This window comes from Actinoplanes sp. NPDC000266, assembly GCF_042899005.1.
Lineage (GTDB): Bacteria > Actinomycetota > Actinomycetes > Mycobacteriales > Micromonosporaceae > Actinoplanes.
Window position 1 is genome coordinate 659,951 of sequence record NZ_JBIAZI010000001.1, and the last position, 23,613, is coordinate 683,563.

14 protein-coding genes are annotated in these 23,613 nt (G+C 69.4%); 11 read left to right on the top strand and 3 right to left on the bottom strand.

Annotation, left to right across the window (positions count from 1 at the left end; translation table 11 throughout):
- Positions 1–37 precede the first annotated feature (37 nt).
- A complete protein-coding gene (locus ACFY36_RS02685; RefSeq protein ID WP_499744138.1) occupies positions 38–868 on the top strand; it encodes a GAF domain-containing protein in 831 nt (276 codons plus the stop codon).
- Positions 861–1,160, top strand: a complete 300-nt coding sequence (locus ACFY36_RS02690) for a hypothetical protein (protein WP_499744139.1) — start codon at positions 861–863, stop codon at positions 1,158–1,160. The genes ACFY36_RS02685 and ACFY36_RS02690 overlap by 8 nt, the downstream gene beginning before the upstream one ends.
- Here ACFY36_RS02690 and ACFY36_RS02695 read toward each other — a convergent pair whose 3' ends face one another.
- Positions 1,161–4,979: a P-loop NTPase fold protein gene (locus ACFY36_RS02695; protein ID WP_499744140.1), complete on the bottom strand. Its 3,819-nt coding sequence runs from the start codon at positions 4,977–4,979 to the stop codon at positions 1,161–1,163. It abuts the gene before it with no gap.
- 330 nt (positions 4,980–5,309) lie between these two features.
- Here ACFY36_RS02695 and ACFY36_RS02700 point away from each other — a divergent pair, with 330 nt between their 5' ends.
- The gene (locus ACFY36_RS02700; RefSeq protein ID WP_499744141.1) at positions 5,310–5,708 is read left to right on the top strand and encodes a PIN-like domain-containing protein; all 399 of its coding nucleotides are present in this window, start codon (positions 5,310–5,312) and stop codon (positions 5,706–5,708) included.
- A 273-nt stretch (positions 5,709–5,981) separates the two neighbouring features.
- Positions 5,982–6,203 carry a DUF7662 domain-containing protein gene (locus ACFY36_RS02705; RefSeq protein ID WP_499744845.1) on the top strand — a complete coding sequence of 74 codons (222 nt, stop codon included), beginning with the start codon at positions 5,982–5,984 and terminating at the stop codon, positions 6,201–6,203.
- Here the strand turns inward: ACFY36_RS02705 and ACFY36_RS02710 are convergent.
- Complete coding sequence (locus tag ACFY36_RS02710) at positions 6,194–6,616, bottom strand: DUF6326 family protein (RefSeq protein ID WP_499744142.1); 423 nt, start codon at positions 6,614–6,616, stop codon at positions 6,194–6,196. The genes ACFY36_RS02705 and ACFY36_RS02710 overlap by 10 nt on opposite strands.
- Before the next feature lie 111 nt (positions 6,617–6,727).
- On the opposite strand from ACFY36_RS02710, the gene ACFY36_RS02715 reads away from it, so the two are divergent.
- The 6 genes from ACFY36_RS02715 to ACFY36_RS02740 all read left to right on the top strand — a co-directional run bounded on the left by ACFY36_RS02715 (position 6,728) and on the right by ACFY36_RS02740 (position 19,368).
- Positions 6,728–7,786, top strand: coding sequence for a sensor histidine kinase (locus ACFY36_RS02715; protein WP_499744143.1), 1,059 nt, complete (start codon positions 6,728–6,730; stop codon positions 7,784–7,786).
- A complete protein-coding gene (locus ACFY36_RS02720; protein ID WP_499744144.1) occupies positions 7,783–8,445 on the top strand; it encodes a response regulator in 663 nt (220 codons plus the stop codon). Before ACFY36_RS02715 ends, ACFY36_RS02720 begins: the two co-directional genes overlap by 4 nt.
- A gap of 16 nt (positions 8,446–8,461) precedes the next feature.
- Complete coding sequence (locus ACFY36_RS02725; protein WP_499744145.1) at positions 8,462–9,709, top strand: FAD-dependent oxidoreductase; 1,248 nt, start codon at positions 8,462–8,464, stop codon at positions 9,707–9,709.
- Between the two features lie 8 nt (positions 9,710–9,717).
- The gene (locus ACFY36_RS02730) at positions 9,718–10,194 is read left to right on the top strand and encodes a MarR family transcriptional regulator (RefSeq protein WP_499744146.1); all 477 of its coding nucleotides are present in this window, start codon (positions 9,718–9,720) and stop codon (positions 10,192–10,194) included.
- Between the two features lie 40 nt (positions 10,195–10,234).
- A complete protein-coding gene (locus tag ACFY36_RS02735; RefSeq protein WP_499744147.1) occupies positions 10,235–13,132 on the top strand; it encodes a helix-turn-helix transcriptional regulator in 2,898 nt (965 codons plus the stop codon).
- Between the two features lie 191 nt (positions 13,133–13,323).
- Positions 13,324–19,368 (top strand): S8 family serine peptidase, encoded by a 6,045-nt coding sequence (locus tag ACFY36_RS02740; RefSeq protein ID WP_499744148.1) that lies wholly within the window; start codon positions 13,324–13,326, stop codon positions 19,366–19,368.
- 61 nt (positions 19,369–19,429) lie between these two features.
- Here the strand turns inward: ACFY36_RS02740 and ACFY36_RS02745 are convergent, their stop codons facing one another.
- Positions 19,430–20,581: an amidohydrolase family protein gene (locus ACFY36_RS02745; RefSeq protein WP_499744149.1), complete on the bottom strand. Its 1,152-nt coding sequence runs from the start codon at positions 20,579–20,581 to the stop codon at positions 19,430–19,432.
- A gap of 375 nt (positions 20,582–20,956) precedes the next feature.
- Between ACFY36_RS02745 and ACFY36_RS02750 the strand changes: the two genes are divergently transcribed.
- Positions 20,957–23,575, top strand: coding sequence for a PQQ-dependent sugar dehydrogenase (locus tag ACFY36_RS02750; protein WP_499744150.1), 2,619 nt, complete (start codon positions 20,957–20,959; stop codon positions 23,573–23,575).
- Positions 23,576–23,613 lie beyond the last annotated feature (38 nt).

A 23,613-nucleotide genomic window follows, 5' to 3' on the forward strand; every position in this document is an offset into this window, starting at 1 on the left:
GGAGAAGAGAGCGCCCGTTGAGTATCATCGGTCCGCGATGCGCGGAGCGGAGGTGCGGGCGATCATGCAAGAGGGTCTGACTCCGTTCTGGCGCCGTCTTGTTCCCTTCGCGCCGCTTTTCATCTCGTGTGTATTGGCCGTTCCGGCCAGCCCGATCCGCTTGTACGCGGCTTTGTTCGCATTGCTCGCCGCATTTCAGGCGGCCAGCAGTGTCCTGAGCCGGGACGCGAAGTTCATCGGCCAGCGCCGCCGCCAGGAGGACATGTGGAACGCGCTGCAGGCCTTCATGACGATCCTCGCGCTGATCGCCCGGGTCCACGACTCCAAGGAGCGGGCCGACCTGCACAAAAAGCTCAACGGCATCGCGCTGGCGACCGTTCAGCGGGCCGGCGTCCGGCGTCACCGGGCGGGCGCCGGTCCGCTCCGCGCCGCCTTCTACCTGCTGATCACCGCGGACGCCAAGGGTCCGGTTCCGCGGTTGCAGCGTTACCAGTGGCGCGGCTACCTCAACAACGAGGAGCCCGAGGACCACTTCGCGGCCGGCCAGTCGGACTACGCGACCCAGATGATCGATCTTGCCTTCAGTGCCGGCGCCGGGCCGTTGCTGGACCGCGGGCCGAAAGGTGACGACGCCTATGTCGCCTGCTTGACGGTTCCGGTCCGTCAAGACGATGTAGCTTGGGGCGTCCTGCGAGTGGAGTCGACGGAAAAGAGCGCTTTCACCGACGCCGACCGGATTTATCTGACTCTGGTGGCCACCGGGTTGGCACAATCTCTCACCCTGCTGGACGATGACCCTGAGGCTTTGCTGAAATACACTCGAGATTCGGGTTCTGAGACTCGCGATGGGGGATCCGATCATGACTGAGGCCCCGCACCCTCAGCCGTGGGAGCTCGGCAAGCGTTACATGGAAGGCGAGCTCGATCCGGCCGACTTCCTCGACCAGTCCGGCCGAGGCCAGTCCTCTCGCGACCTGCCCGTGCGCGTCACCCAGGCCCGCACCATCGCGGCCATCATCGGCATCTTCGTCACCGTCTCCTACGCGGTCCTGGCCGTCTATCTATGGGACGGAGACAAGATTCTGCCGTCCCTGTTCAGCATCGGCGGCGCCCTCGGGGTCGCGATCATCTCCGTGACCCGATATCTCCGGCGCGACTGATCACCAGATGCGCCGGGCCATTTCGGCCACGGCCGGGCCGTCGTAATCCCGCAGCAGCTTCCGCAGGTTCCGCATCGCCTTCCGATCGGCGTCGTCGGTGAACTTCAGCCGGAACAGAGCGCTGTTCCACTCGGTGTCGTCGGCCGCGACCAGCGCCAGCTCGTCCAACACCCGCCATCCCGTCGCGGGCGTGCCCTCGCGGCCGAACCGGTCCGGCGGCGGCGTCGTCGACGCCTGAAGGCGGCTGCGCAGCGCCGGCCAGCGGGTGATCACCTCGGCGAAGACCACCAGATGACGAGCCCTGACCATCAGGTCGGTGCTGTCGGAGCTGTTCCTGCTGTCGGTCCGGTCGAGGACCCGCACGTAGTACTGCCACACGGTCAGCATGCGTTTGATCTCACGAGGCGACCGGTCGGGAAGGTCCTTGACGCGTTCGGCCAGAAGGCTCCGCACGTGAGGATGCCGTTCGCGGGCGACGGTCATCACGACCTTTATGGGCTGCCCGGGCCCGCCGTCGGCGCCGGACGCCGTCTCCGCCTCGGCCTCGGCGGCCGGGGCGACGGCCTCGGGCGGTTTCGCCGGTTCACCGTCGGCAACCTGCGGAGGTGCGGCCCGTCGAGCTTCGGTCATCGGTTGCCGCAGCAGCTCGGATGTCAGCAGGTCGACCGTGGCGTCCCACAGGCGCGGCAGGACCACCGGCAGCTGGATGAGCTTGCGCAGGAAGGTCCAGCCGAAGGAGGGATCCTCGGTGCTGATCGCGCTTCGCCGTGACGCCAGGCTGGCGTAGACGTCGTCCAGGTGGGCCGCGACGATGGCCGGGTCGAGACCGAGGACGAACCGGGCGCCGGTCAGCCGCTCGGACAGGAACAGGTTGATCGCCTCCAGCACCTCGGCGGTGACTTTGGGGCCGCACCGGTCGAGGTCGTCGACGAAGACGATGACTTCGACGCGCTCCCGTTTCAGATCTTTGAGAACCGCTTCGACGTCATGCTGAACGAGATAGAGATATCCCGCCCGGGCATTGTAGAAAGGATCGCGGATCGGTTCCGGCAGGGCCGCCGCCGCCGAGCTCTGCCCGCCGCTGGCCAACGGCCCGGTGAAAAGCTCGGCGGGCAGCCATCGCGACGCCCGGCCGACGTAGTACCGGACGGCCGAATGCAGCAGCCCGAGGAGCAGGAGAACAACCGGAAGAGCCATTGCCACCTGTACGCCACGGAGTTCGCGCCCGAACACGGAATATTCCACGGCCGGATCGAGCAGCCGGGCCGAGAGCGGCACCAGAAGGGCGACCACGGCGACGGCCAGCAGCGGCGACGCCGCGCGCTTTCGCAACGTCCAGCGCAGTTGCCTGGTCCGGGTGTGCCGTTGATTGCGCTCCAGCCAGTACCACTCCTTGGCGTCCGCGCCCAAACGCTCATTGCGGCGGTTCCGCCGGCGTTCGCGGAAACGTTCGCGGCGGCTCGCGGCGGGCGTCGTCTCCTGGATCGCGGGCTCGGCCGGATAGAGCGCCTTGCCCGCCGCGTCCAGGATCGCTCTGGTGAGTCCCGCCCAGACCTGGTCGCTGGTCTGGTGGGCCCACGGATTGAACCAGGCCGTCACCCACCGCCGCGCCGGCGGCTCCGGCGGCTTCCGGCCCCGCAGATCGCCGGCCATGGTCTTGAGGCTCTTCCACGGCGAGGGGCGTCCCAGGAGGACGTCGGCGCGGGCCGCGGTCAGCCGCCCCCGGCGCCGCGGCCGGAACGGCTCGGAGGCGGCGTCGTCGAGCTGGCCCCGCACCACCTCCAGCATGCTGCTCTTTCCCGAGCCCCAGGCACCCTCGGCCGACAGCACGGTCGGCCCGGCGTCGTCGGCGTTGTCGGCCGCGTGGCTCAGCAGGTTCACCATTTCTTCGATGAGGCTCCGGCGGCGCAGGAGGTCCTTGCGGACGGCCCGGTCGGATGCTCCGTGGAAGCGCAGATCGCCGTACCGCGCGGTGATGTCGGCCAGGCGGATGCCCCCATCGCTACCACCCATCGCGGCGTGCACCACTCCATCCGACTTCACAGCACACAGAGCCGACACGGCCGTGAGGTCGCTGTCGATCTGGCCGGACACCTCGATCGCGTTCAGGTCGAGGTAATTGACGCAGCCGTCCTCGCCGGTGGAGACCATGAGCTGCCGGCCGTCGGGCATGTCCAGCACCATGAGCTCCAGGACGAGACCGTCGTGCTCGACGAGAGTCTTGCTCCCGGTGCGGGTGTCCCAGATCCGCACGGTGCCGTCCGCGCCGGCCGAGAGCAGGCTGTTCCGTTCGCCGGGCCGCAGGACCTTGGCCAGGCAGCGCACGGGGCCCTCGTGCCCGTACCAGATGTGCACCGGATCCCTCACGGCCGGGTTCAGCAGCCGGATGACGCCGTCGTGGCTGGCCGCGGCCACACCCTGACTGCGGTCGGTGAGCTCGCCGCTGACCAGAGCGTAGGTCGGCTCACCGAAGATCTTCCGGATCTCCTTCGTGTCCGGATCGAAGGTGAAGACCCCGTTGTCGCCGGCGCAGGCGACGCCGGGCCGGCCGCCGGGAAGCTCGATGTCGCACACCGTCCAGAGCCGGCCCAGGTCCCGCGCCAGCTCGACCGGCGCCGTGCCGCGGTCGGCCCAGTGCAGCAACCGGCCGTCGACTCCGGCCGAGACCAGCCCGAGGCCGGGCAGCCGGTCGGGCAGCCATGCCACCCGGTACGCGTTCTTCTGATGGCCGCCCCGGAGCACCTCGGGCGTGCCCAGCGGGTTGGCCGGGTCGTGAAGCTGGATCCGGCCGTCGTCGCCGGAGGTGACCAGCATCGGCGTGTCCTCGATGGTCGCCGCGACCATCGAGTGGATCCGTCCCAGCGAGGGCGGCGCGAACCGCGGCTCGCCGGAGTCGACGTTCCAGATCCACACCTTGGCGTCGCGGCCGGCCGAGGCCAGAACCCGGTCGCCGCCGGAGGTGACGGTGGCGACGACAGCGGTCACCGATCCGATGTGCCCGAGCGACGCCGGCTCGATCGGATCGCCGTCGATCGTCCATCGGCGGATGAACTCGTCCTTGCCGGCGGAGATCAGCGTGGCCGGGTCGCTGCCGCGCGCGGGCATCACGGCCAGCGTCCTGACCGGCTGGTGGTGGCGGTGGTCCAGCGTTCTCAGCAAGGTGAGCTTCTCACCGGCGTACCAGAGCTTGATGACGCCGCTGCTGTCGGCCGAGGCCAAGCGCTCCGCGGCTCCGGAGGCGCCGGGGATGACGACGAGCGCGCGCACGGCGAATTCGTGAGCGTTGTTCACTTCGTGCAGCAGCTCGCCCGAGTCGGGATCCCAGACGCGCAGGCTCCCGTTCTCGTTCCCGGAAACGAGCAATCTCCGGCCGTCCGCCAGCGGCATCGGCTCGAGCGCCCACACGGCCTGGAGACCCGCGTTGAGCGACTCCCGCCACGTCCGGGAGTCGACGTCGCAGCGCAGCAGAAAGCCGTCGGAGAAGCCGGCGACGACGAGCCGGCGCCCGTCCGCCAGCGCCAAGGTCGCCATCGAGTTCAGGTCGCCGACGTTCTCGGCGGCGAACGGAACCGAAATGCGCAGCGAGGTTCGCGGATCCCACAACGTCACCTCGCCGCCGTTGGCACCGGTGGCGAGAAGGTCGCCATCGGCGCCGGCGACACGAGCCATGGCGTTGACCGGCCCGACGGGCACGGGTGGTTTCCGTGACCGGGCACCTTCGATGTCGTAGAAGACGATTTCCGACCCGGTGAGAGCGGCCAGGGCAAAGCTTCCGTCGTGCAGGGTCAGCGACGTCAGAGCCCTGATCTGATCCGGCATGAGCACGCCTCCGGAGCTGTCGACCTTGGAGAGCGAGTTAACCGCCTCTCACCCCATGGGCGCCACACCCACGGTCCGAACAACGCGGCCAAAGCCGAAAAGGACCTAACGTCGGGACCCACGCCGTCAAGCGGGGGACAAGCTGAGGCGCCGAGGCATTCCCGGAATCGTTCATACGCTCGGCCCATGGGGTAGTGGCCGCTCGGGTAAGCACAATGGACGCTCGTTGAACGACGTCCAGGATGACCGGGCTGTTCGACGGCTTCGAAGGTTACCGGGTGGTAAGCGAGACCGAGTTGCGCCGCCTGGTTGTTCCGTACCAGGCCATGCGTGAATTCCGATCGAAATCGACTGAAGGCGATCGGCAACCCGGACCAGGCGACGAGCGAGGCCCGCCTCGCCCTCGGGAAGAACCGGGCCGGCGCCGATCCTGCTCTCGATGTCTGGTCCAGGCAGTTGGCGATTGACGAAGCCGATCTTCAGCGCCTGCATGCCGAAGCGGAGAAGACCTGGAACGCGCTGATCGCCGAGGGCAGCAAGCGCGTGGACGATCTGGTGCCTCCCGGATATCTCGACGCCGAGAAGGGGGACCAATACCCGGAGGGCGCGGCCGGCGATTTCCTCGTCTACACCCAGGCATGTCATGAGGCGAAGACGCGCCAGATGGACCTGATCATCGTCACGAACGATGAGAAGGAGGATTGGTGGTGGCCCTCGACGTCGTGGTGAATCCCGAGTCGGCCAAGGACGCGGACACCAGCCGTCCCGTGATCGGCGAGATCGGGCAGTGGACGGCCGAGGCCGTGGAGATATTGCTCCAACGGTTGCGAGGCGAAGGGCGCCGGGATCTCGCCGATGTCATCAAAGCGGCGGCGGCCGGGGTTCTGTCCTCTTCCGTCGCGCCGATGATGAAGTCGGTTTATGTCGACGCCGGTCAGCTGACGGCGATACGGGTACCGCCCGAAGTCGTGGACATTTTCTCGGGGAGCACCGGACCGTTCTCTGACCGAATACCTGGCGGCGCTGGACGCCGACGCGACTTCCATGAAGTTCAGCGAGATCGAGGACGTCCTCGGGGATACGCTCGCACCGTCCGCCCGGAAGCACCTGCCGTACTGGTACTCGTCCCAGAACTCGCTCGGCAAGGCCATCGCGGCCGCCGGGTTCAAGGCTCGGGGCGTACGGATCGAGACCGAGGCGGTCGAGTTCGTCCGTCACTCCTGAAGTAGCCGCTTCGGTTCCGCGCTCTTCGGCCAGGTCCAGGCGATCCGGGTGATGGCCAGCAGGAGGGTGATCTCGATCAGGGTGCCGACGATGTAGTAGACCCAGCTCTCTCCGATGAGGGTGGCCGCCACGGTCACCGCGTAGAACAGGCTGGCCACGATGTTGGCGAGCCGGTTGACCCGGGGCGGGGCCAGCAGTGAGACGACGACCATCGACGCCGCGGCCGCTACGTACAGCGTCGTCAGCGTGAGGAACGTCTGGCTGACCGCCAGGCCGGTGCCGGACAGCTCGCCGGCGAGCACCCCGTTGATCACGTCGGCGCGGTAGAAACCGAAGATGTCGACGTAGGCGAACACGAGCAGCGTGGTGGTCCACAAGCCGCTGAGCGCGACCCTGGTGTCAACTTCCTTCATGGATTCCAGTGTCAGACGCGCAAGCGGCGGGGCGCCCGGGTCTTGAGGCCGGTGCTTCCCTGGCCCATCGGCCAGGGCCGCCGGCGGTGCCGGATCGCTACTGTGGAAGTCGTGCTGAGCGCACGACACCCATGGCCCGACCGGATCCTCGCAGCGCTGGCTCTGGCGGTGCTCGCGGTCGACGCGGTCTTCACCGACCTGGCCTGGCGGCCGCTGGCCGTCGCCTTCGGATGCGGCCTGGCGGTCGCCGTCCTGGTCCGGAATGCCCATCCGCTGCCCGCCGTGGCGTACGCGTTCGGCGGTTTCGCGGTCCTCGACGTCGCCGCCTTCGTCCTGGACGCCGAACCCGTGGTCCTGAACAGCGGATGGGTGGTGTTACCGCTGGTCTACTCGCTGCTGCGCCGGCGTTCCGGCCGCGACGTGGCCATCGGGACCGCCGTCGTGACGGTGAGCATGGCCGCCATCGTCGGCGTCGACTTTCCCGGGGTCGCCGAGACGGTCGCCGGGGTCGCCATGGTGTTGCTGGCCGGCGCCCTCGGGGCCTCGGTGCGCTACCGGGCCGTCGCCCGCGAACAACTGATCGCGCGGGCCAAGCTCCAGGAACGCGAACAGCTGGCCCGGGAGTTGCACGACACCGTGGCTCACCACGTCTCCGCCATCGCGATCCAGGCGCAGGCGGGCCTGTTCCTGGCCCGGTCGTCGTCGCTGAGCGGCGCGACGGAAGCCTTGGAGACCATCGACCGCGAGGCGGCCCGGACGCTCGCGGAGATGCGCACGATGGTCAGCGCCCTGCGCGACCCCGGGCATCGGATCGCCGACATCGAAGAGCTGGCCGCCGACGTCGAGTTCCGCGGTGACCTGACGAACCTGCCGCCCGCCGTCGAGGGCGCCCTCTATCGCGTGACGCAGGAGTCGATCACCAATGCGCACCGCCACGCCCGGCAGGCGACCCGGGTCCGGGTGGAGGTGACCGGCAACGCCACGGACGTTCAGCTGACGGTCAGTGACGACGGCGCCCGCGTCGCGGCCGCCCCCGGTCCGGCCGGATTCGGGCTGGCCGGCATGACCGAGCGGGTCACGCTGCTGGGCGGCACGCTGACCGCCGGCCCGGGCCCGGATCGCGGCTGGACCGTGCGGGCCGTCCTGCCCCGGCGAGGTGCGGCGACATGACGGTCCGCGTCCTCATCGCCGACGACCAGGACATCGTCCGGGCCGGGCTGTCGACCATCCTCGACGGCCGGCCGGGCATCGAGGTGGCCGGGCTGGCGGCCGACGGGCGTGAGGCGGTCGCCATGGCCCGCGACCTGCGGCCGGACGTGTGCCTTTTCGACATCCGGATGCCCGTCCTGGACGGCATCGAGGCCACCCGGCTGCTCGCCGGGCCGGAGGTGGCCGACCCGATCGCCGTCGTCGTGATCACCACGTTCGACACCGACGAGTACGTCTACGAGGCCCTGAAGGCGGGCGCCCGGGGCTTCCTGCTCAAGGGCGCCGATCCGGACCAGCTGGCCCAGGCCGTCCACGCCGCCGTCCAGGGCGACGCGCTCATCGACCCGGCCGTCACCGGGCGGCTGCTGGCCACGTTCGCCGCCGGCGGTCCCGCCACCAGACCGCCCGAGCCCGTGCACGCGCTGACCGGCCGGGAGGAGGACGTGCTGGTCAGGGTCGCCCGGGGCTGGACGAACGCCGAGATCGCGCGGGACCTGTACATCAGCATGAGCACGGTCAAGTTCCACCTGGCCGGCCTGATGACCAAGCTCGCCGCCCGCAACCGCGTCGAGCTGGCCCTCTGGGCCTATCAGACGAACCGCTTGCCCAAATCATCTTAGTCATTAAGATAACTGGATGAGCGTATCGACCGGCTTCTCTGTGGCCATCTCCGGCGCCGGGCTCTCCGGCCTCTGCCTCGCCCAATATCTGATGCGCGCCGGCGTCGACGTGCACGTCTACGAGCGAGATCCAGGTCCCTTCGTACGGCAACAGGGCTACCGGATCATCCTCGACCGGTACGGGCTCCGCGCGCTCCGCGAAAGCCTGCCGCGCCCCCTGTACCGCCTGGCGCTGGTCACCGGCGACCAGCCCGGCGGGCACCTGCGCTTCACCGACAGCGGGCTCCGGGACGCCTTCACCATCACCTTCAAGGACGAAGCGCACGCGACCCGCCAGGTCGACCGGCTGACCCTGCGGTCGATCCTGATGGCCGGTCTGGACCGCCGCATCCACTACGGCAAGGCCGCCGTCGCCGTGGACGACGACGGGCCGGCCGGGCTGCGGCTCCGGTTCGCCGACGGGGGAGCGGTCGCGGCCAGTGTCGTCGTGGGCGCCGACGGCGTCGGCTCGTCGCTGCGCGCGCGGATCGCGCCGGGCGCGGAGCCGGCGAACACTCCGATGGCCGGCGTCTACGGCCGGTCGCGGCTGCATGCCGACGGGCGGAGTGTCATCCCGGACGTACTGCGCACCAGCGGGGTCTTGTCCATCGCCGACCAGCCGGGCCGCGCCTTCTTCTTCACCCCCATGCGATTCGGCGAGGACCCGCGGGAGGCGTTCGCCCGCCTGGCCCCGGGCAGCTACGCGCCCTTCGGCGACGACTACGTCATGTGGGCGCTGCTCCTGCGGCGCGAGGAAGTGCCCACCGGCGTCCGCGGCGACCTGCTGGCGCTGCGGGATCTGGCCGCACGGTTGAGCACGGACTTCCACCCGCTCGTACGCCGGCTGGTCGAGACCGCCGAGCTGGACGCCACCGTGCTCAATCTCTTCGCCACCGGCCGCCGCCCGACGAGCTGGGCCTTGCCGCGAGCCACGATGATGGGTGACGCCGTGCATGCCATGCCGCCGTTCGGCGCGCACGGCGGCAACACCGCGCTCCGCGACGCCGCCCTGCTCGGCTCCAAGCTGGTCGAGGCCCGGGCCAACGGCACGCCGGTCGAGGAGGCGATCGCCGCCTACCAGTCCGAGATGGTGCCCTACGCCTTCCGTGCCGTCGACACCGCCGCCCGGCTGATGCGCCGCCTCACCGGGGGCGCGGCCGCGCCGCACTGGGTGCTGACCCGCCTGCTACCTCGCCTGCACCGGGTCACCGTCCCGGAGGCATGATTGCCGGCATGTCCCACGAGCCGGCCCGTACGTCCGCGATCGCCGACCTCATGCGCGCCGGACGCGAGACCTCGCGGCTGTCCATGGTCTTCCGGTACGCCATCGCGGACCGGCTGGGCCTGACCGTGAGCGACCTGGAATGCCTGGACTTCCTGTCCGACGCCGGATCCGCCACCGCCGGGCAGGTGGCCGAGCGGACCAACCTCACGACCGGGGCCGTGACCAGCATGCTCCGCCGGCTCCAGCAGGCCGGCTATGTCACGGCCGACCGCGATCCGGCCGACCGCCGGCGCGTGATCGTCACCCTGCGCCCGGAGCGCGCGGCCGAGGTGGACCGGCCGTACGAGCGGTTCGCCGGCCGGGCCGAACGGCTCATCGAGGGCTACAGCACCGACGAGATCACTTTTCTGGTTCGCCATTACGGCCGCATGCAGGAGTCGTACCTCGAAGAGCTGGACCGCCTCCGCGGCAGTGACCCCGCCTGATGGTCTTGTGCCCGGGCGCCGAAAAGCGAGATCATCACGCATGCTCGATACGCCGCGATTCGTCGGTCGCGATCGGGAGATGGCGGCGCTGCGCGGCGCCCTGACCCGGCCTCCGGCGATCGTGCTCGTCGAGGGCGAGGCCGGTATCGGCAAGAGCCGGCTGCTGCGCGAGTGGCTGGCCGCGCCGGACCGGCGCACCGCCCTGGTGTCGGTGTGTCCACCGCTTCGTGAGTCGCTGACCCTGGGCCCGATCGTCGACGCGTTCCTCGGGATCGACGGCCCGGTGCCGAGAGCACGGCTCACCGAGCTCGCGGGAGCTCTGCGGCCCCTGTTCCCGGAATGGTCCTCCGATCTGCCGCCCGCTTTACCACCCCTGGACGACGCGAAGGCGGCCCGGCACCGCCTGTTCCGTGCCCTCGACGAGTTGCTGCGGGCGCTGCGTGTCGACGTACTCGTGCTCGAGGACGCGCACTGGGCCGACGAGGTGACCCTGGAGTTCCTGCTGTTCGTCATGTCCCGGCAGCGGCCGGACGGGCTCAGCCTCGTGGTCTCCTACCGGCCCGAGGAGGTGGACGACGGATCGCTGCTGCTGCGGCTGACGTCCCGGTTGCCGGCCGGCGTGACCCAGCTGAGGATCGCCCTGGCCGCCATGCCGCCCGGCGACACGGCGGAGCTCGTGTCGTCCATGCTGGACGGCAACCCGATCTCGCCGGAGTTCACGACCTTCATGCACGACCGGACCGGCGGCGTCCCACTCGCCGTGGAGGAGTCGGTCCGGCTCATGTGCGACCGCGCCGACCTCGTCTTCCGCGATGGACAGTGGGTACGGCTGAAGCTGCGCGAGCTCCAGGTTCCGCCGACCGTGCGCGATTCCACCCGGGAGCGGGTGAGCCGCCTGTCGCCGACGGCGCAGCAGGCGTTGCGCGCGGCGGCCACGCTGGCCGAGCGTTCCCCGGTGGCGACGATCGCGATGACCGCCGAACTGTCGCCGGCCGAGTGCCGGAGCGCCATCGCGGAGGCGGCCGCCGCCGGTTTCCTGGACGGGGACGACCGTGGCCGGTGGCGGTTCCGGCACGTGCTGGCCGCCACCGCGGTCTACGAGGCGATCCCGTTGACCGACCGCCGGCACTTCCACCTGCTGGCCGGCCGGGCGCTGGAGCACCTCCATCCGCCGCCCGTGGCGCGCCTGGCCCACCACTTCCGCGAGGCCCGCGAGACGCGGTCCTGGGCGCGGTACGCCGAGCAGGGCGCCGAGCTGGCGATGGCCTCGGGTGACCACACCAAGGCGGTCGACCTGCTGGTCGATCTGCTGTCGTGGACCGTGCTGCCGCCGGTCGACCGGGCGCGTGTCGCGCGGATCGCCGGCGTCGCCGCGCTGCGCCGTCGTGAGCCGGTCGACGAGGTCTACCACCGGGTGATCCGTACCCTGCGCTCGGTGCTGGAGACCCCCGGCCTCTCCGCCCGCGAGCAGGCCGAGATCCGCAACCCGCTGGGCCGGCTCCTGATCACCGTGGGCGAGGCCCAGGCCGCGCTCGGCGAGCTGGAGCAGGCGGTGGCCAACCTCGGCCACGACCCGGTCGAGGCGGCCCGGGCGATGACGTACCTCGGCTGGGCGTACGCCGGACCCTGGCCCGCTTCGACCCATCGGCGCTGGCTGGACCGCGCGGCCGAGCTGACCGGCCGGATCGACTCGCCCGCGCAGCGGCTGAACCTGGCCGGGAACCGGGCGGCGGCGTTGCTCATGCTGGGCGAGGAGGAGGCCTGGGACGTCGTGGCCGGCCTGCCCGTCGACGGCACGACGGCGGCGGAACGTCTCGACGTGGCCCGCATCCACGTCAACGTCGGCACCGGGGCGCTGATCTGGGGCCGGTACGCCGACGCGGGGGACCACCTCGCGGTGGCCATGCGCCTCGCCGAGGCCGAGCAGGCGTCCCGGTTGCAGCACAACGTCCGGCTCGAACAGGCCAACCTGGCGTGGCACACCGGCCGGTGGGAAGGCCTGGCCGAGACGAGCGCGGCCCTCGCCGACGCCGACCGGGACCGGCCGGCGCATTACCTCGGCAGCATCCGCCTCGCGGCCCGGCTGGCGGCCGCGGCCGGGCGGCGGCGCGTCGCGGAAGAGCAGTTCCGGCTGGTCCTCGAGGAGTCGGCCCGTCTCGGCGCGGCCGACGACACGATGGAGGCGGCCGCCGCGCTGGCCCGGCTGTGGCTGACGGACGGGGACAGCCGCCGGGCGCTGCGGATCACCGACGAGCCGATGGACACCGTACGGCGCAAGGGCATCTGGGTCTGGGCGACCGACCTCGTCCCGGCCCGGATCGAGGCGCTCCTCGCCGCCGGCGACCCGGCGGCCGCGACGCGCCTGGCCGATCAGTTCGCCCGGGGCCTGCGCGGCCGTACGGCACCCGCACCTCGCGCCGCGCTCACCCTGTGCCGTGCCCTGTTGCTCGCCGCGGCCGGAGACCACTCGCGGGCGGCCACGGCCTTCGACCGGGCGGCGCGGGCCTGGAGCGCATTGCCGCGGCCGTACGACGTCATGCGCGCCCGCGAGCGCCAGGCCGGGGCGCTCGTGGCGCAGGGCCAGATCGAACAGGGCCGCGAGCTTTTGGCGGCGCAGTACGAGCAGCTGTTCCGGCTGGGCGCCCGCGGCGACGCCGACCGCGTCGCCCAGCGGCTCCGCGAGCACGGCGCCGAGGTACCGCGACTCTGGCGCGGCGGCCGGCGCGGCTACGGGGACCAGCTCTCGCCGCGCGAGCTCGACGTGGTCCAACTGGTCGTCGCGGGCAAGACCAACCGGCAGATCAGCCGGATCCTGGCCAAGTCACCGGCCACCGTGGACCAGCAGCTGCGGGCGGCGATGCGCAAGCTGAAGGTGAGCTCCCGCACCGCTCTCGCGGTCAAGGCGGTCGAGGCCGGCGTGTTCGCCGAAGAAGATTGACGTATCTGCTTAATAGCTAAGGCCCCTCCTTCCGCCTGAGCATGGGCTCCATGATCCATAGCCCGTGGCCGATGCATGTCTGAGCAGCCCGTCGTGCGTGACGAGCAACTGCCTCCTGTGGAACCACCGCAGGAGCCGCAGGACGACGCCGACGACGACCCCTACGAACCCGTGTAGGCGGAAGGACCCCCATGAGACTCAAAGCCCTGGCGGCTTCGCTGGCCGCAGTTGTCGGCCTGAGCATGCTCCAGCAACTACCGGCGTCGGCGGCGGAACCCGATCCTGCGCCGTCCGCCAAGATCGCGTCGACCCTGAAGGACCGGTTCCGTACGCAGCCGTCCTCCGACTTCTGGATCACCTTCGAGACCGGGGCCGACCTCGGGCCGGCGAAGAAGATCGCCGACTGGGCCGCCCGCGGCCGATTCGTCTACGACGCTCTGACCGTGGCCGCGAAGAAGTCCGTGGCGTCCGTCGCGCCCGAGCTCGACCGGGCCGGCGTCAAGTACACCTCCTACCCGATCGCCAACGCCGTCCTGGTCAAGGGCGGCACCGAGAAGCTTGCCCTCGACGTGGCGGCGCGGGTACAGGTCGCCGAGATCCACGCGACGCCGCAGGTCGCGCTCGTCGATCCGGTGGACGAGAAGACGCCCGCGGCCGTCCGTGCTGAGGACGACACCGTCACGTGGGGCCTGGAGGCCATCCACGCCCCGCAGGCCTGGGCCATGGGCGCCACCGGCGCCGGGATCACCGTGTCCAATCTCGACTCGGGCGTGCAGTTCGACCACCCCGCCCTGGTGAAGCAGTACCGCGGCACGAAGGCCGACGGCACGGTCGACCACAACTACAACTGGATGGCCAGCCGGGGATCGTGCGCGGCCGCGCCGTGCGACGACAACGGGCACGGCACGCACACCATGGGCACCATGGTCGGCCAGGACGGCGCCGACCACGTCGGCGTCGCACCGGACGCGCAGTGGATCGCCACGAACGGCTGCTGCGACAGTTCCGGCGTCGAGTCGCTGCTGAAGTCCGGCTGGTGGCTGCTCGCGCCGACCGACCTCCAGGGGAACAACCCCGACCCGTCCAAGCGCCCCCACGTCGTCAACAACTCGTGGGGTCAGACCGTCGAACACAACTTCGACGACTTCTTCCAGGCCATCGACGAGGCGTGGACCGCCGCGGGCATCTTCAGCACCTGGTCGTCGGGCAACACCTCGCCGTACGCGGCCTGCGACACCGTCTCCTCGCCGGGCTCGGCCGAGAGCGCCTACTCCGTCGGCGCCCTCTCCCCGGACGGCACGCTCGCGTCGTTCTCCCGCAAGGGCGAGGGCGAGGGCGGCCGGATCAAGCCCGAGATCTCCGCGCCGGGCGACGGCGTCCGTTCCGCCTATCCGGGCAACAGCTACGTCGAGATGTCCGGTACGTCGATGGCGGCACCACACGTCGCCGGCGCCGTCGCCGACCTCTGGAGCTACGACCCGACCCTCATCGGGCAGGTCGAACAGACCCGCCGGCTGCTCGGCGAGTCGGCCGCCGATGTCGACGACACCGAGTGCGGCGGCACCGCCGAAATCAACAACAAATACGGCGAGGGGCGGCTCGACCTCGTACGTCTGCTGGAGCTCGCGCCCCGCAAAGGCGGCACCCTCACCGGTGTCGTCACCGCCGGCGGCGCCCCGGTTCCGGCCGCGAACGTGACGATCAGCGGGCCGTTCAGCCGGTCGATCGGCACCGGCAAGGACGGCAAGTTCACGACGAACCTGCCGGTCGGCGACTACAAGCTCAGCACCAAGGTCTTCGGCTACCTGACCGCGACGGCCGACGTCACGATCACCCTCGGCCAGGAAACCTCGGTCACGCTTCCGCTCACCGCCGCCGCGAAGCACGACATCAGCGGCCGGGTCGTCGACGACCAGAAACGGCCCGTCCCGAACGCCGGTGTCTCCCTCAAGGACACGCCGCTGAAGCCGGTCCGCACGGACGCCGACGGCGCGTTCACCATCACCGCTGTCCCCGAGGGCGCGTACGGCCTCGCCGTCGAGCCCAACGCCTGCTTCTCGCCCACGACGGTCCCGCTGACCGTCGGCGCTCAGAACGAGCCGTCCGAGATCCCGGTCGGGCTCATCGTCGACGAGGGCGGATACAGCTGCGCCGTCACCGAGGGCGACTATCTGCGCGGCACCGAGCCGGTCACCTTCGGCAGCGGAGTGTGGGCCACGGTGAAGCTGCCGTTCCCGATCGCGCTCTACAACGGCACTCACGACACCCTCGGCATCGGCCTGCGCGGCGTCATCGCCCCGGACGGCGCCACCGGACCCGGCTACGGCGGTGCGGGTGCCTTCCCGTTCTACGTCGAGAGCCCCGTCGAGTTCGCGCCCGGCGGCGGTGTCTTCACCGCCGCCACCAAGGTCAACGGCGAGGACGCGTTCGTCGTCGAGTACCGCGACGCCAAGCTCTGGGCCTATCCCACCCGCTCGGAGTACACGGAGCCGGTCAACTTCTCGGCCACGTTCACCCGCTCGGGCAGCGTGATCTACGGGTACGGCGACGGCGTCGGGACCGACGACCCGGTGACCGCCGGCGCGCACGCCGTCACGGGCATCCAGGGCTGGGCCGGCGTCGACGGCATCCGGTTCTCCGACCACTCCCCGGTGTTGCGCGACGGCACGATCGTCACGTACGACCTGCCCGACTTCGGCTATCTGGACGCGACGGTCGCCGACCAGAACGACGGACAGCCGGTGGCCGGTGCGAAGGTCTCCTTCACCACCAGGAACGGGCTCGTCGAGGCCGTCACCACCAACGGGACCGGCATCGTGCACCGCCAGCTTCCGGTCGGCGATTACACGATGACGGTCGAGGCGCCGAACTACACGACCGCGACGTACCCCTTCTCGCTGAAAGAGCTTTACGCCAAGGCCCAGATCGACGTACGTCTGACGACGGGCGCCGCCGGCCTGAAGGCCGACGGGCTCGACGCGCTGCTCGGCACCGGCCAGAACGGCGTGGGCTCGCTCACGCTGACCAACAACGGGTCCGCCCCGTTGACGTACAACCTGGGTGAAGCCGCACGTCACCCCGAGCTGGACACCGCCGGGACCACCGCGCGTACCGGCGCCGGCGCGGCCAGCACGATCGACCTCGCCGCGTGGAAGGCCGGCGCGAGCGGCATGAAGCCGGCGAACGCGGCGGCCGCGGTCGGCGCCACCTCCGGCGGCGACGTCATCTCTCGGATCTCCATCCCCGGCACCATCGCGGAGAAGGAGCCCTCCGGCATCGGGTACGACGGCGACGTCTGGGTCCACGACTACATCGCGCGCACCAACACCGCGTACACGGTGGCCGGGAAGAAGACCGGCAAGGTCTTCGACGCGTCGTGGAACCCCGACTACCGGGCGTTCGACATGGCCCTGGACACCAAGACCGGTGACATGTGCCAGATGGAGGACAGCCCGGCCAGCTACATCCACTGCTTCAACCGGGACACCGGCAAGGAGACGAGGCAGATCAAGGGTGACTGGTCCACGCTCCAGCTGACCGGTCTCGCCTACAACCCGGCCCAGGACGTCTTCTACGTCGGCGGCCGTGCGAACGGCATGATCGGAACCGTCGCCGGCACCTCGCACGACAACCCGGGCGCGCTCCTGTCGTTCTGCGCCCCGCCGCTGCCCGAGGTGATGGGCCTGGCCTACAACCAGGCGTCGGACACGATCTGGTACACCGACCTGACCTCGAACCGGCCCACCCGCCTGCTCCAGGTCGACCCGGACGACTGCTCGCTGGTGAACGCGTGGTGGTTCCCCGGCCAGAAGGCGGGCCAGGGCGGCGGCCTCGAGACCGACGCCACCGGCGCGCTGTGGGCGGCCGACCAGATCGCCGACGACGTCGTGCTCGTCGACGTCGAGGACGACCTGCTGACCGACCTGCCGTGGCTGTCGCTCTCCTCGACCGGCGGCACCCTCGCCCCCGGCCAGTCGAAGACCGTCAAGGTCTCGATCTCGTCGAAGGACGCCAAGCCGGGAGTGCGGGGCGCGAACATCGTGGTCCGGTCCGACTCGGGGCGCCAGTCCAAGACGTACGTCCCGGTGACCCTCACGACCACGAAATATCAGGTCGGCGTCAACGCCGGCGGGGCGAAGCTCACCGACGGGTCCGGCTACACCTGGTCGGCCGACCAGCCCGCCGGCAAGAATTCGTGGGGTTATGAGGGCAGGACGAAGGTCGTCTCTACGCGGGCCCCGATCGCTCCCCTTTTCCAGTCGCAGCGCACCACGGCCGACAAGTCCTTGTTCTACCGCTTCCCGGACGCGCCCAAGGGCACGTATGCGATCGACCTGGGATTTGCCGAGATCGACAAGGCGGCCAAGGGCAAGCGGGTGTTCGACGTCGTCGTCGACGGAGAGCTGACCGACTACGCGTATGAACCGCCGAACGCCGCCGACTGGCGTACGGCTGTGGTGAAGCACGAGGGTGGTCCGCTGACCGTGGAGCTGCGGGGTTCCAAGGGCTTGAAGGCCCCGAGCATCGCCGCGCTGCGGGTGACGCTCGACCCGCGCGCTGATGCGGCTCCGCCGGAGGAGCAGCCCGAGCAGCCGGACCCGGGCCCCGTGCCGGTGGCTCCCGCCGGCCGCTCGTACACGATGAAGGTGACCGAGGGGCTCTACCGCCAGGGCACGCAGGAATCGGGCTGGCACGGCGACGACCTCTGCGGCCCGCTGTTCTTCGACGCCGGCTACCTCCAGCCGTTCTACGACACCGCCTGGGACGGCGTGTGCGTGACGACGAACGGCACGCTGGTGTTCGACCGCGCCAGCACGTCGGGAAGCAACACGGCGCTCCCGTCGCCGTACCCGATCGACGCGATCTACCCGTTCTGGGACGACCTGGTGGTCGACGACGAGGCGGGCATCTACTTCGGCCAGACCGAGGTGGACGGCCTGGCGGCGCAGGTCGTCGAATGGCGCAACGTCACGTTCTTCAACGACCCGGCGGCGCGCGTGAGCTTCTCGGTCACCCTGATCGCCGACGGCCGGATCCAGATCGGATACGGCGACGGTGTCGGCGGCGACAACCCGCTCACCCAGGGGTCGTCGGCGACAGTCGGTGTGGAGAGCCTGAACCGCAACCCGGTGAGCCAATACTCCGTCGACCAGCCGGTCCTGAAGGCCGGCCTGGGCCTGGAGTACAGCCTCCCGGCCGCGGGCACGATCGAGGGCACGGTCACCGACAAGAACGACGGCAAGCCGATCGAGGGCGCGGTCGTCACGATCAACGGACGGGTCCTCACGACCGACGTGAAGGGCCGGTGGAAGGCCCAGGCGCTGATAGGCGAGAACACCGTGCAGGTCTCGGCGCCGAACTACGTCACCGTCAGCAAGCCGGTGACCATCGCCAAGAAGGACCAGGCCGAGGTGATGAACACGGCGCTGACCACGGGCATCGTCACCGTCACCGGAGGCGATCTCGACTGGCTCCTCGACAAGGGCTCGTCGGCGACGGCCAAGGTGACGTTCACCAACAGCGGTTCCGCGCCGCTCGACGTGCGGATCAGCGAGGCGGCGGACCTTCCGTGGCTGTCGCTGACGGGCGCGGCGGCAACCGGCACGGTCAAGCTGGCAGCCGGCGCGGCCACCACGGTGACGGTGACGGCGAAGAACGCCGGCCTGAAGCCCGGCGTGCTCACGGGAAACCTGCTGGTGGCATCGAACGCCGCCAAGGCCGGCACCCAGACCAAGCCGGTCCGCATGGCGACATCGGCCTACTGGAAGGGCGTGGACGCCGGCGGTTCGGGCTACGTCGACCCGAGCGGCTTCTTCTGGTCCCCGGACCAGGCACTCGGCTCGCGCACGTGGGGCTACGTCGGCGGCAAGGTCCAGACCACAAGGGCGGGTATCGCCGGAACGGAGGACGACGCGTTGTTCCGCACCCAGCGGACGGGCGAGACGTTCAGCTACGTGTTCAGGAACGCTCCGGCCGGCACGTACCGGATCGGCCTGGACTTCGCCGAGTTCGAGAAGGTCAAGCCGGGCAAGCGAGCCTTCGACGTGCTGGTTGACCGGAAGATCGCCCTGTACGACCACGACGTGCAGGCGAAGGCGGGCACCCTGACCGCCGACCGGAACACCGTCACCGTCAAACACGCAGGCGGCGACCTGACAATCCAGTTCACCCGGGAGAAGGGCGAGGACGACCCGATCCTCAACGCCCTGAAGGTCCAGGAGGACCCGCGCCTCTGAGGTGACAACCAAGGGCAGGGCCTCCCCGGCAGCGTCGCCGGGGAGGCCCTGGCCAACCGCTTCACCTCACGGGCACTTTCATTCTGAACAGTTTCTCTGCATTTCGGAACGCAATCTTCTCCTTGTCCTCCCGTGGCAGATCGACGCCGCGGAACCAGTCGGTCTGCGCCTTGATGTCCGCGAACGGGTAGTCGGTTGCGAACATCACTCGATCCACACTTATGTGCTTCAGCAGGAGATCGAGCAGTTCGGTCTGGGGAAATGCGCTGGTGGTGAACCAGAAGTTGTCCTGGAAATATCGCCCGAAGGGCTTCTTGAGCGAGTTTTCGGTCGGCTCGCCCATGTCATTGACGATCCGATCGTAGTAGAAGGGAAGACCTTCACCCATGTGGCCGATGATGATCTTCAGTTTGGGGAATCGGTCGAAAACCCCGTATGTGATCATCCGGATGCACTGGGTCAGCACCTCTTGGTGCCAGCCATATCCGGACCCGCTGAAGATGTAGGGTTGGAACTCTTTTGTGTATTGAGACCGAGTGGTGCTGTAAAGAATCTTGAAGATCTCGTCAGCTGGATAGCCGGGATGCAGATAGATCGGCACATCGAGAGCAACGGCACGTGCCAGCACGGGCTCGAAATCGGGATGATCGAGATACTTCTTCGTGATGTGCCCGTTGGTCAGTGCGCCCAAGAAGCCATCTTCCCGAACCGAGCGTTCCAGTTCGTCCGCCGCCGCCTCCGGGCTCTGCAAGGGCAAGGTGGCGAAAGCCTTGAAGCGGCCCGGATATTTGGCGATCGGCCCGTCTACAAGTTGCCGGTTGAGACGATAGGCAAGGTCGATGCCCCTTCGACCCGGGATATTTTGTACGGACGGTGTATGGGCAGAGAGGATCTGGACGTCGAGTCCCCCCGCGTCCATATCGCCGATGCGGCGTTGGCCTAGATCCGCAAGACCGATTTCCTCGAGGAACGCTATGTGATCCTCATTGATGGAGTTCAGCTTCAACAACGTGGGAGTCGAGAAGGTCTCCTCGGTGCCGATGAAGTGCAGGTCCCGGTCTCGCTGGTAAATTTCCGCGGTCTGGTCTGGAGCCTGGTCCGGAGTCTTCTTGGCGTCGCTCGCTGTCGAGACAATGGCATGCGAGGACACGCCGGCGCCGATACCGAGTGCCGTGGCGGTGGCCAGGAAACTGCGGCGTCCCATGGGCTTCATATCAGTCTCTCCTCAGGTTTTTGTGTGGTGTGGTGGCCGCCCCGGACCTTGATGGCCCGGGCGGCGCTTCCGCGACGGCGCCGCATCCACGCCGACTTCGTACCTGGCGAATCTGAGACGATCATTAGAATGCTGCTCAGGCCGGTTGTCCGAACCCGGTGCACGAGTCAGAACCCTGCTTCGTGAAGCGGTCCCTCGACGACAGCGGAGACGGACTGTGCGTCGCGGCGGACGAGGGGTTCGGTGGTGTATCGATCGGTTATCGGGGACTGTCGCTATTTTCGGCTGGGTGGAAAAGGGTGGGGGCGCTGATTTCTGACTGCTGCGGGCCTGGATCGATGTGCGACGTTGGCTGGCATGCGTGGTCGATCGTGGATGGTTGCTGCGACTCTTGTGCTGGCCGGGCTTGTCGTGCCGGGGATGCCGGCCACGGCGGCGGTTGCGGCCGTGGCCAAGGTGAACTTTCAGCCGGCCGGGTCCGCGGTGCCGGCCGGGTATGTCGCTGACACCGGGGCGGCGTTCGACGCCGGGCGGGGCTATGGCTGGGTGCGGCGGGGGAGCAGTGAAGCCCTCGATCTGACCCGGAACACCCGGGATCGAGGACGGGCCGGTGTCGACCCGCGGCTCAACACGCTTGTGCATCTTCAGTACAGCGGAACCACCGAGGGCGCCTGGGAGTACGCCGTCCCCAACGGCACCTATCAGGTCACCGTCTCCGTGGGGGATCAGCCGCCGTACGACAGCCGCCACACCGTCCGGGTCGAAGGCGTCCTCGCCGTCGACGGCTTCGTCTCCACCTCCTCGGCCGAATATCGGCAGGGGACCGCGACCGTGACAGTCACCGACGGGCGGATCACCGTCGACGCCGTCGGCGGGAGCAACACCAAGCTGAACTATGTGGACATCAACCACGACTTCGCCCTCAAGGTGGACTTCTCCGACGCCGCCACCACGCCCGCGGCCGGGTATGTCCGCGACTCCGGCGGGGCCTTCACGGCCGCCCGCGGCTACGGCTGGGTGGATCTCGGAGAACGTACGCCGGTCGACCTCACCGGCAACGGCCGCAATCGGAACCCCGCCGCCGGGCAGGCCGACGCGCGGCTCGCCACCTTCATGCACGCCCAACTTCCCGCCGGGTCGGCCGGCGTGGCCACCCCGGGCGCGTGGGAAGCGGCCGTCCCGGCCGGGCTCTACACCGTGACAGTGGCCGTCGGAGACGCCGGCACGGCCGTCGACAGCACGCACTGGGTGTCGGTCGAGGACCAGAACGCCATCGCCGGCTTCGTGCCCACCGCAGGCACCAAGTTCGCCACGGCCACGCGGACGGTACGGGTGACCGACGGCGCTCTCACGATCAGCCCGATCGGCGGGGTCAACACCAAGTTCGCGTACGCCGACATCGCCTCCGTAGCGGCCATGCCCGCCGTGCGGGCCAGCACCCCGGCCAACAACGCGACGAACGTCCCCGTCACGACCAGCGTCGTCGAAGACCTCGTGCTTCCCAACGGCGGCGTCAAAGCGGAGACCCTCACCTCCTCCACCGTCACCCTGACCCGGCTCAGCGACGGCGCCGCCGTACCCGCCACCACCATCACCAGCGGCGGGGGAGACGTCATCAACCTCTCGCCGACCGCTCCTCTCGCGCCGCTCACGCGATACCGCTTCACCGTCACCAGCGGCGTCACCGACGTGACCGGCAAGCCTTTCGCCCCGTACTCCATCGTCTTCACCACCGGCAGCGGCGGCACGACCGGCGGCCCGATCGCCTTCGACAAAACCGTCGGCGTCGCCACCGGCGCGCCTTTCACCACCGTCGTGAAAGGGCCCGACGGCCGGCTTTACGCCGGCACTCTCGACGGGCGCATCTTCCGGTTCCCCATCAACGCGGGCGGCACGCTCGGCACCCCGACCGTCATCAATTCCGTACGGGACAACGCCGGTACCACCCGCACCGTGATCGGCATGGCCTTCGACCCGGCTTCCACCGCTGCCAACCCGATCCTGTGGGTCACCGACAACTACGAGTACGTCGGCCCGCTCAACGTTCCCGACTGGTCCGGGCGGATAGGCCGCCTCAGCGGGACCACCTACACGCCCATGGTCGTCAATCTGCCGAGAAGCGTGAAGGACCACGAGACCAATTCGCTGGCCTTCGGGCCGGACGGCGCCCTCTACGTGAGCCAGGGCGCCAACAACGCCATGGGCGCCGCCGATTCCACCTGGGGCAACCGTCCCGAGCGCCTTCTCAGCGCGGCTGTCCTGCGCCTCGATCCGGCCAAGCTCACCGGCACTTTGAACGTCAAGACCGAGGAGGGCGGCACGTACGACCCGTACGCCGCCAACGCCCCTCTGACGATTCACGCCACTGGCGTACGCAATGCCTTCGATCTGGTCTGGCACCGCAACGGCCACCTTTACGCGCCCACCAACGGCTCGGCCGCCGGCGGAAACACGCCCGCGACTCCGGCCACTTTGCCCGCGTCGTGTGCGCGGCGGGGCTACACCGGCCCGGCAGTTCCCGCGTTGTCCAATGTGCCCACCGCCGAGACCGACTACGTCTTCGACGTCCACCCGGGCCGCTACTACGGCCACCCCAATCCGGTCCGCTGTGAATGGGTTCTCGCCGGCGGCAATCCCACCGGTGGCACCGATCCGTTCCAGGTCGGCGCCTATCCCGTCGGCACACAGCCCGACCCCAATCTGCATCTCGCCGGCATCTACGACGCCGGGCTGCACGCCTCGGCCAACGGCGTCATCGAATATCGTGGCGGCGCCCTCGACGGCAAACTGCTCGTCGTGCGCTATTCGGCCGGCCAGGACATCGAGACCTTCGACGTCGCCGCGAACGGCACCCTCTCCAACCGGACCGTCGGGATCACCGGCTTCACCGGGTTCAGCCAGCCGCTCGATCTGACCCAGGATCTGACGACCGGTTTCCTGTACGTCACGGAGCTCGGCGCCTCCCGCATCACCCTTCTCAAACCGCGACCGTGACGGCGCTCACTGCGGTAGCAAGATCTCGCGACGACTAT

Bases quoted from the DNA above. Each gene is read 5' to 3' on its own strand.
- ACFY36_RS02685 (WP_499744138.1), top strand. From the start codon at position 38: ATGCGCGGAGCGGAGGTGCGGGCGATCATGCAAGAGGGTCTGACTCCG.
- ACFY36_RS02730 (WP_499744146.1), top strand. From the start codon at position 9,718: ATGTCCCACGAGCCGGCCCGTACGTCCGCGATCGCCGACCTCATGCGC.
- ACFY36_RS02725 (WP_499744145.1), top strand. From the start codon at position 8,462: ATGAGCGTATCGACCGGCTTCTCTGTGGCCATCTCCGGCGCCGGGCTC.
- ACFY36_RS02735 (WP_499744147.1), top strand. From the start codon at position 10,235: ATGCTCGATACGCCGCGATTCGTCGGTCGCGATCGGGAGATGGCGGCG.
- ACFY36_RS02745 (WP_499744149.1), bottom strand. From the start codon at position 20,581: ATGAAGCCCATGGGACGCCGCAGTTTCCTGGCCACCGCCACGGCACTC.
- ACFY36_RS02720 (WP_499744144.1), top strand. From the start codon at position 7,783: ATGACGGTCCGCGTCCTCATCGCCGACGACCAGGACATCGTCCGGGCC.
- ACFY36_RS02690 (WP_499744139.1), top strand. From the start codon at position 861: ATGACTGAGGCCCCGCACCCTCAGCCGTGGGAGCTCGGCAAGCGTTAC.
- ACFY36_RS02710 (WP_499744142.1), bottom strand. From the start codon at position 6,616: ATGAAGGAAGTTGACACCAGGGTCGCGCTCAGCGGCTTGTGGACCACC.
- ACFY36_RS02750 (WP_499744150.1), top strand. From the start codon at position 20,957: ATGGTTGCTGCGACTCTTGTGCTGGCCGGGCTTGTCGTGCCGGGGATG.
- ACFY36_RS02740 (WP_499744148.1), top strand. From the start codon at position 13,324: ATGAGACTCAAAGCCCTGGCGGCTTCGCTGGCCGCAGTTGTCGGCCTG.
- ACFY36_RS02695 (WP_499744140.1), bottom strand. From the start codon at position 4,979: ATGCCGGATCAGATCAGGGCTCTGACGTCGCTGACCCTGCACGACGGA.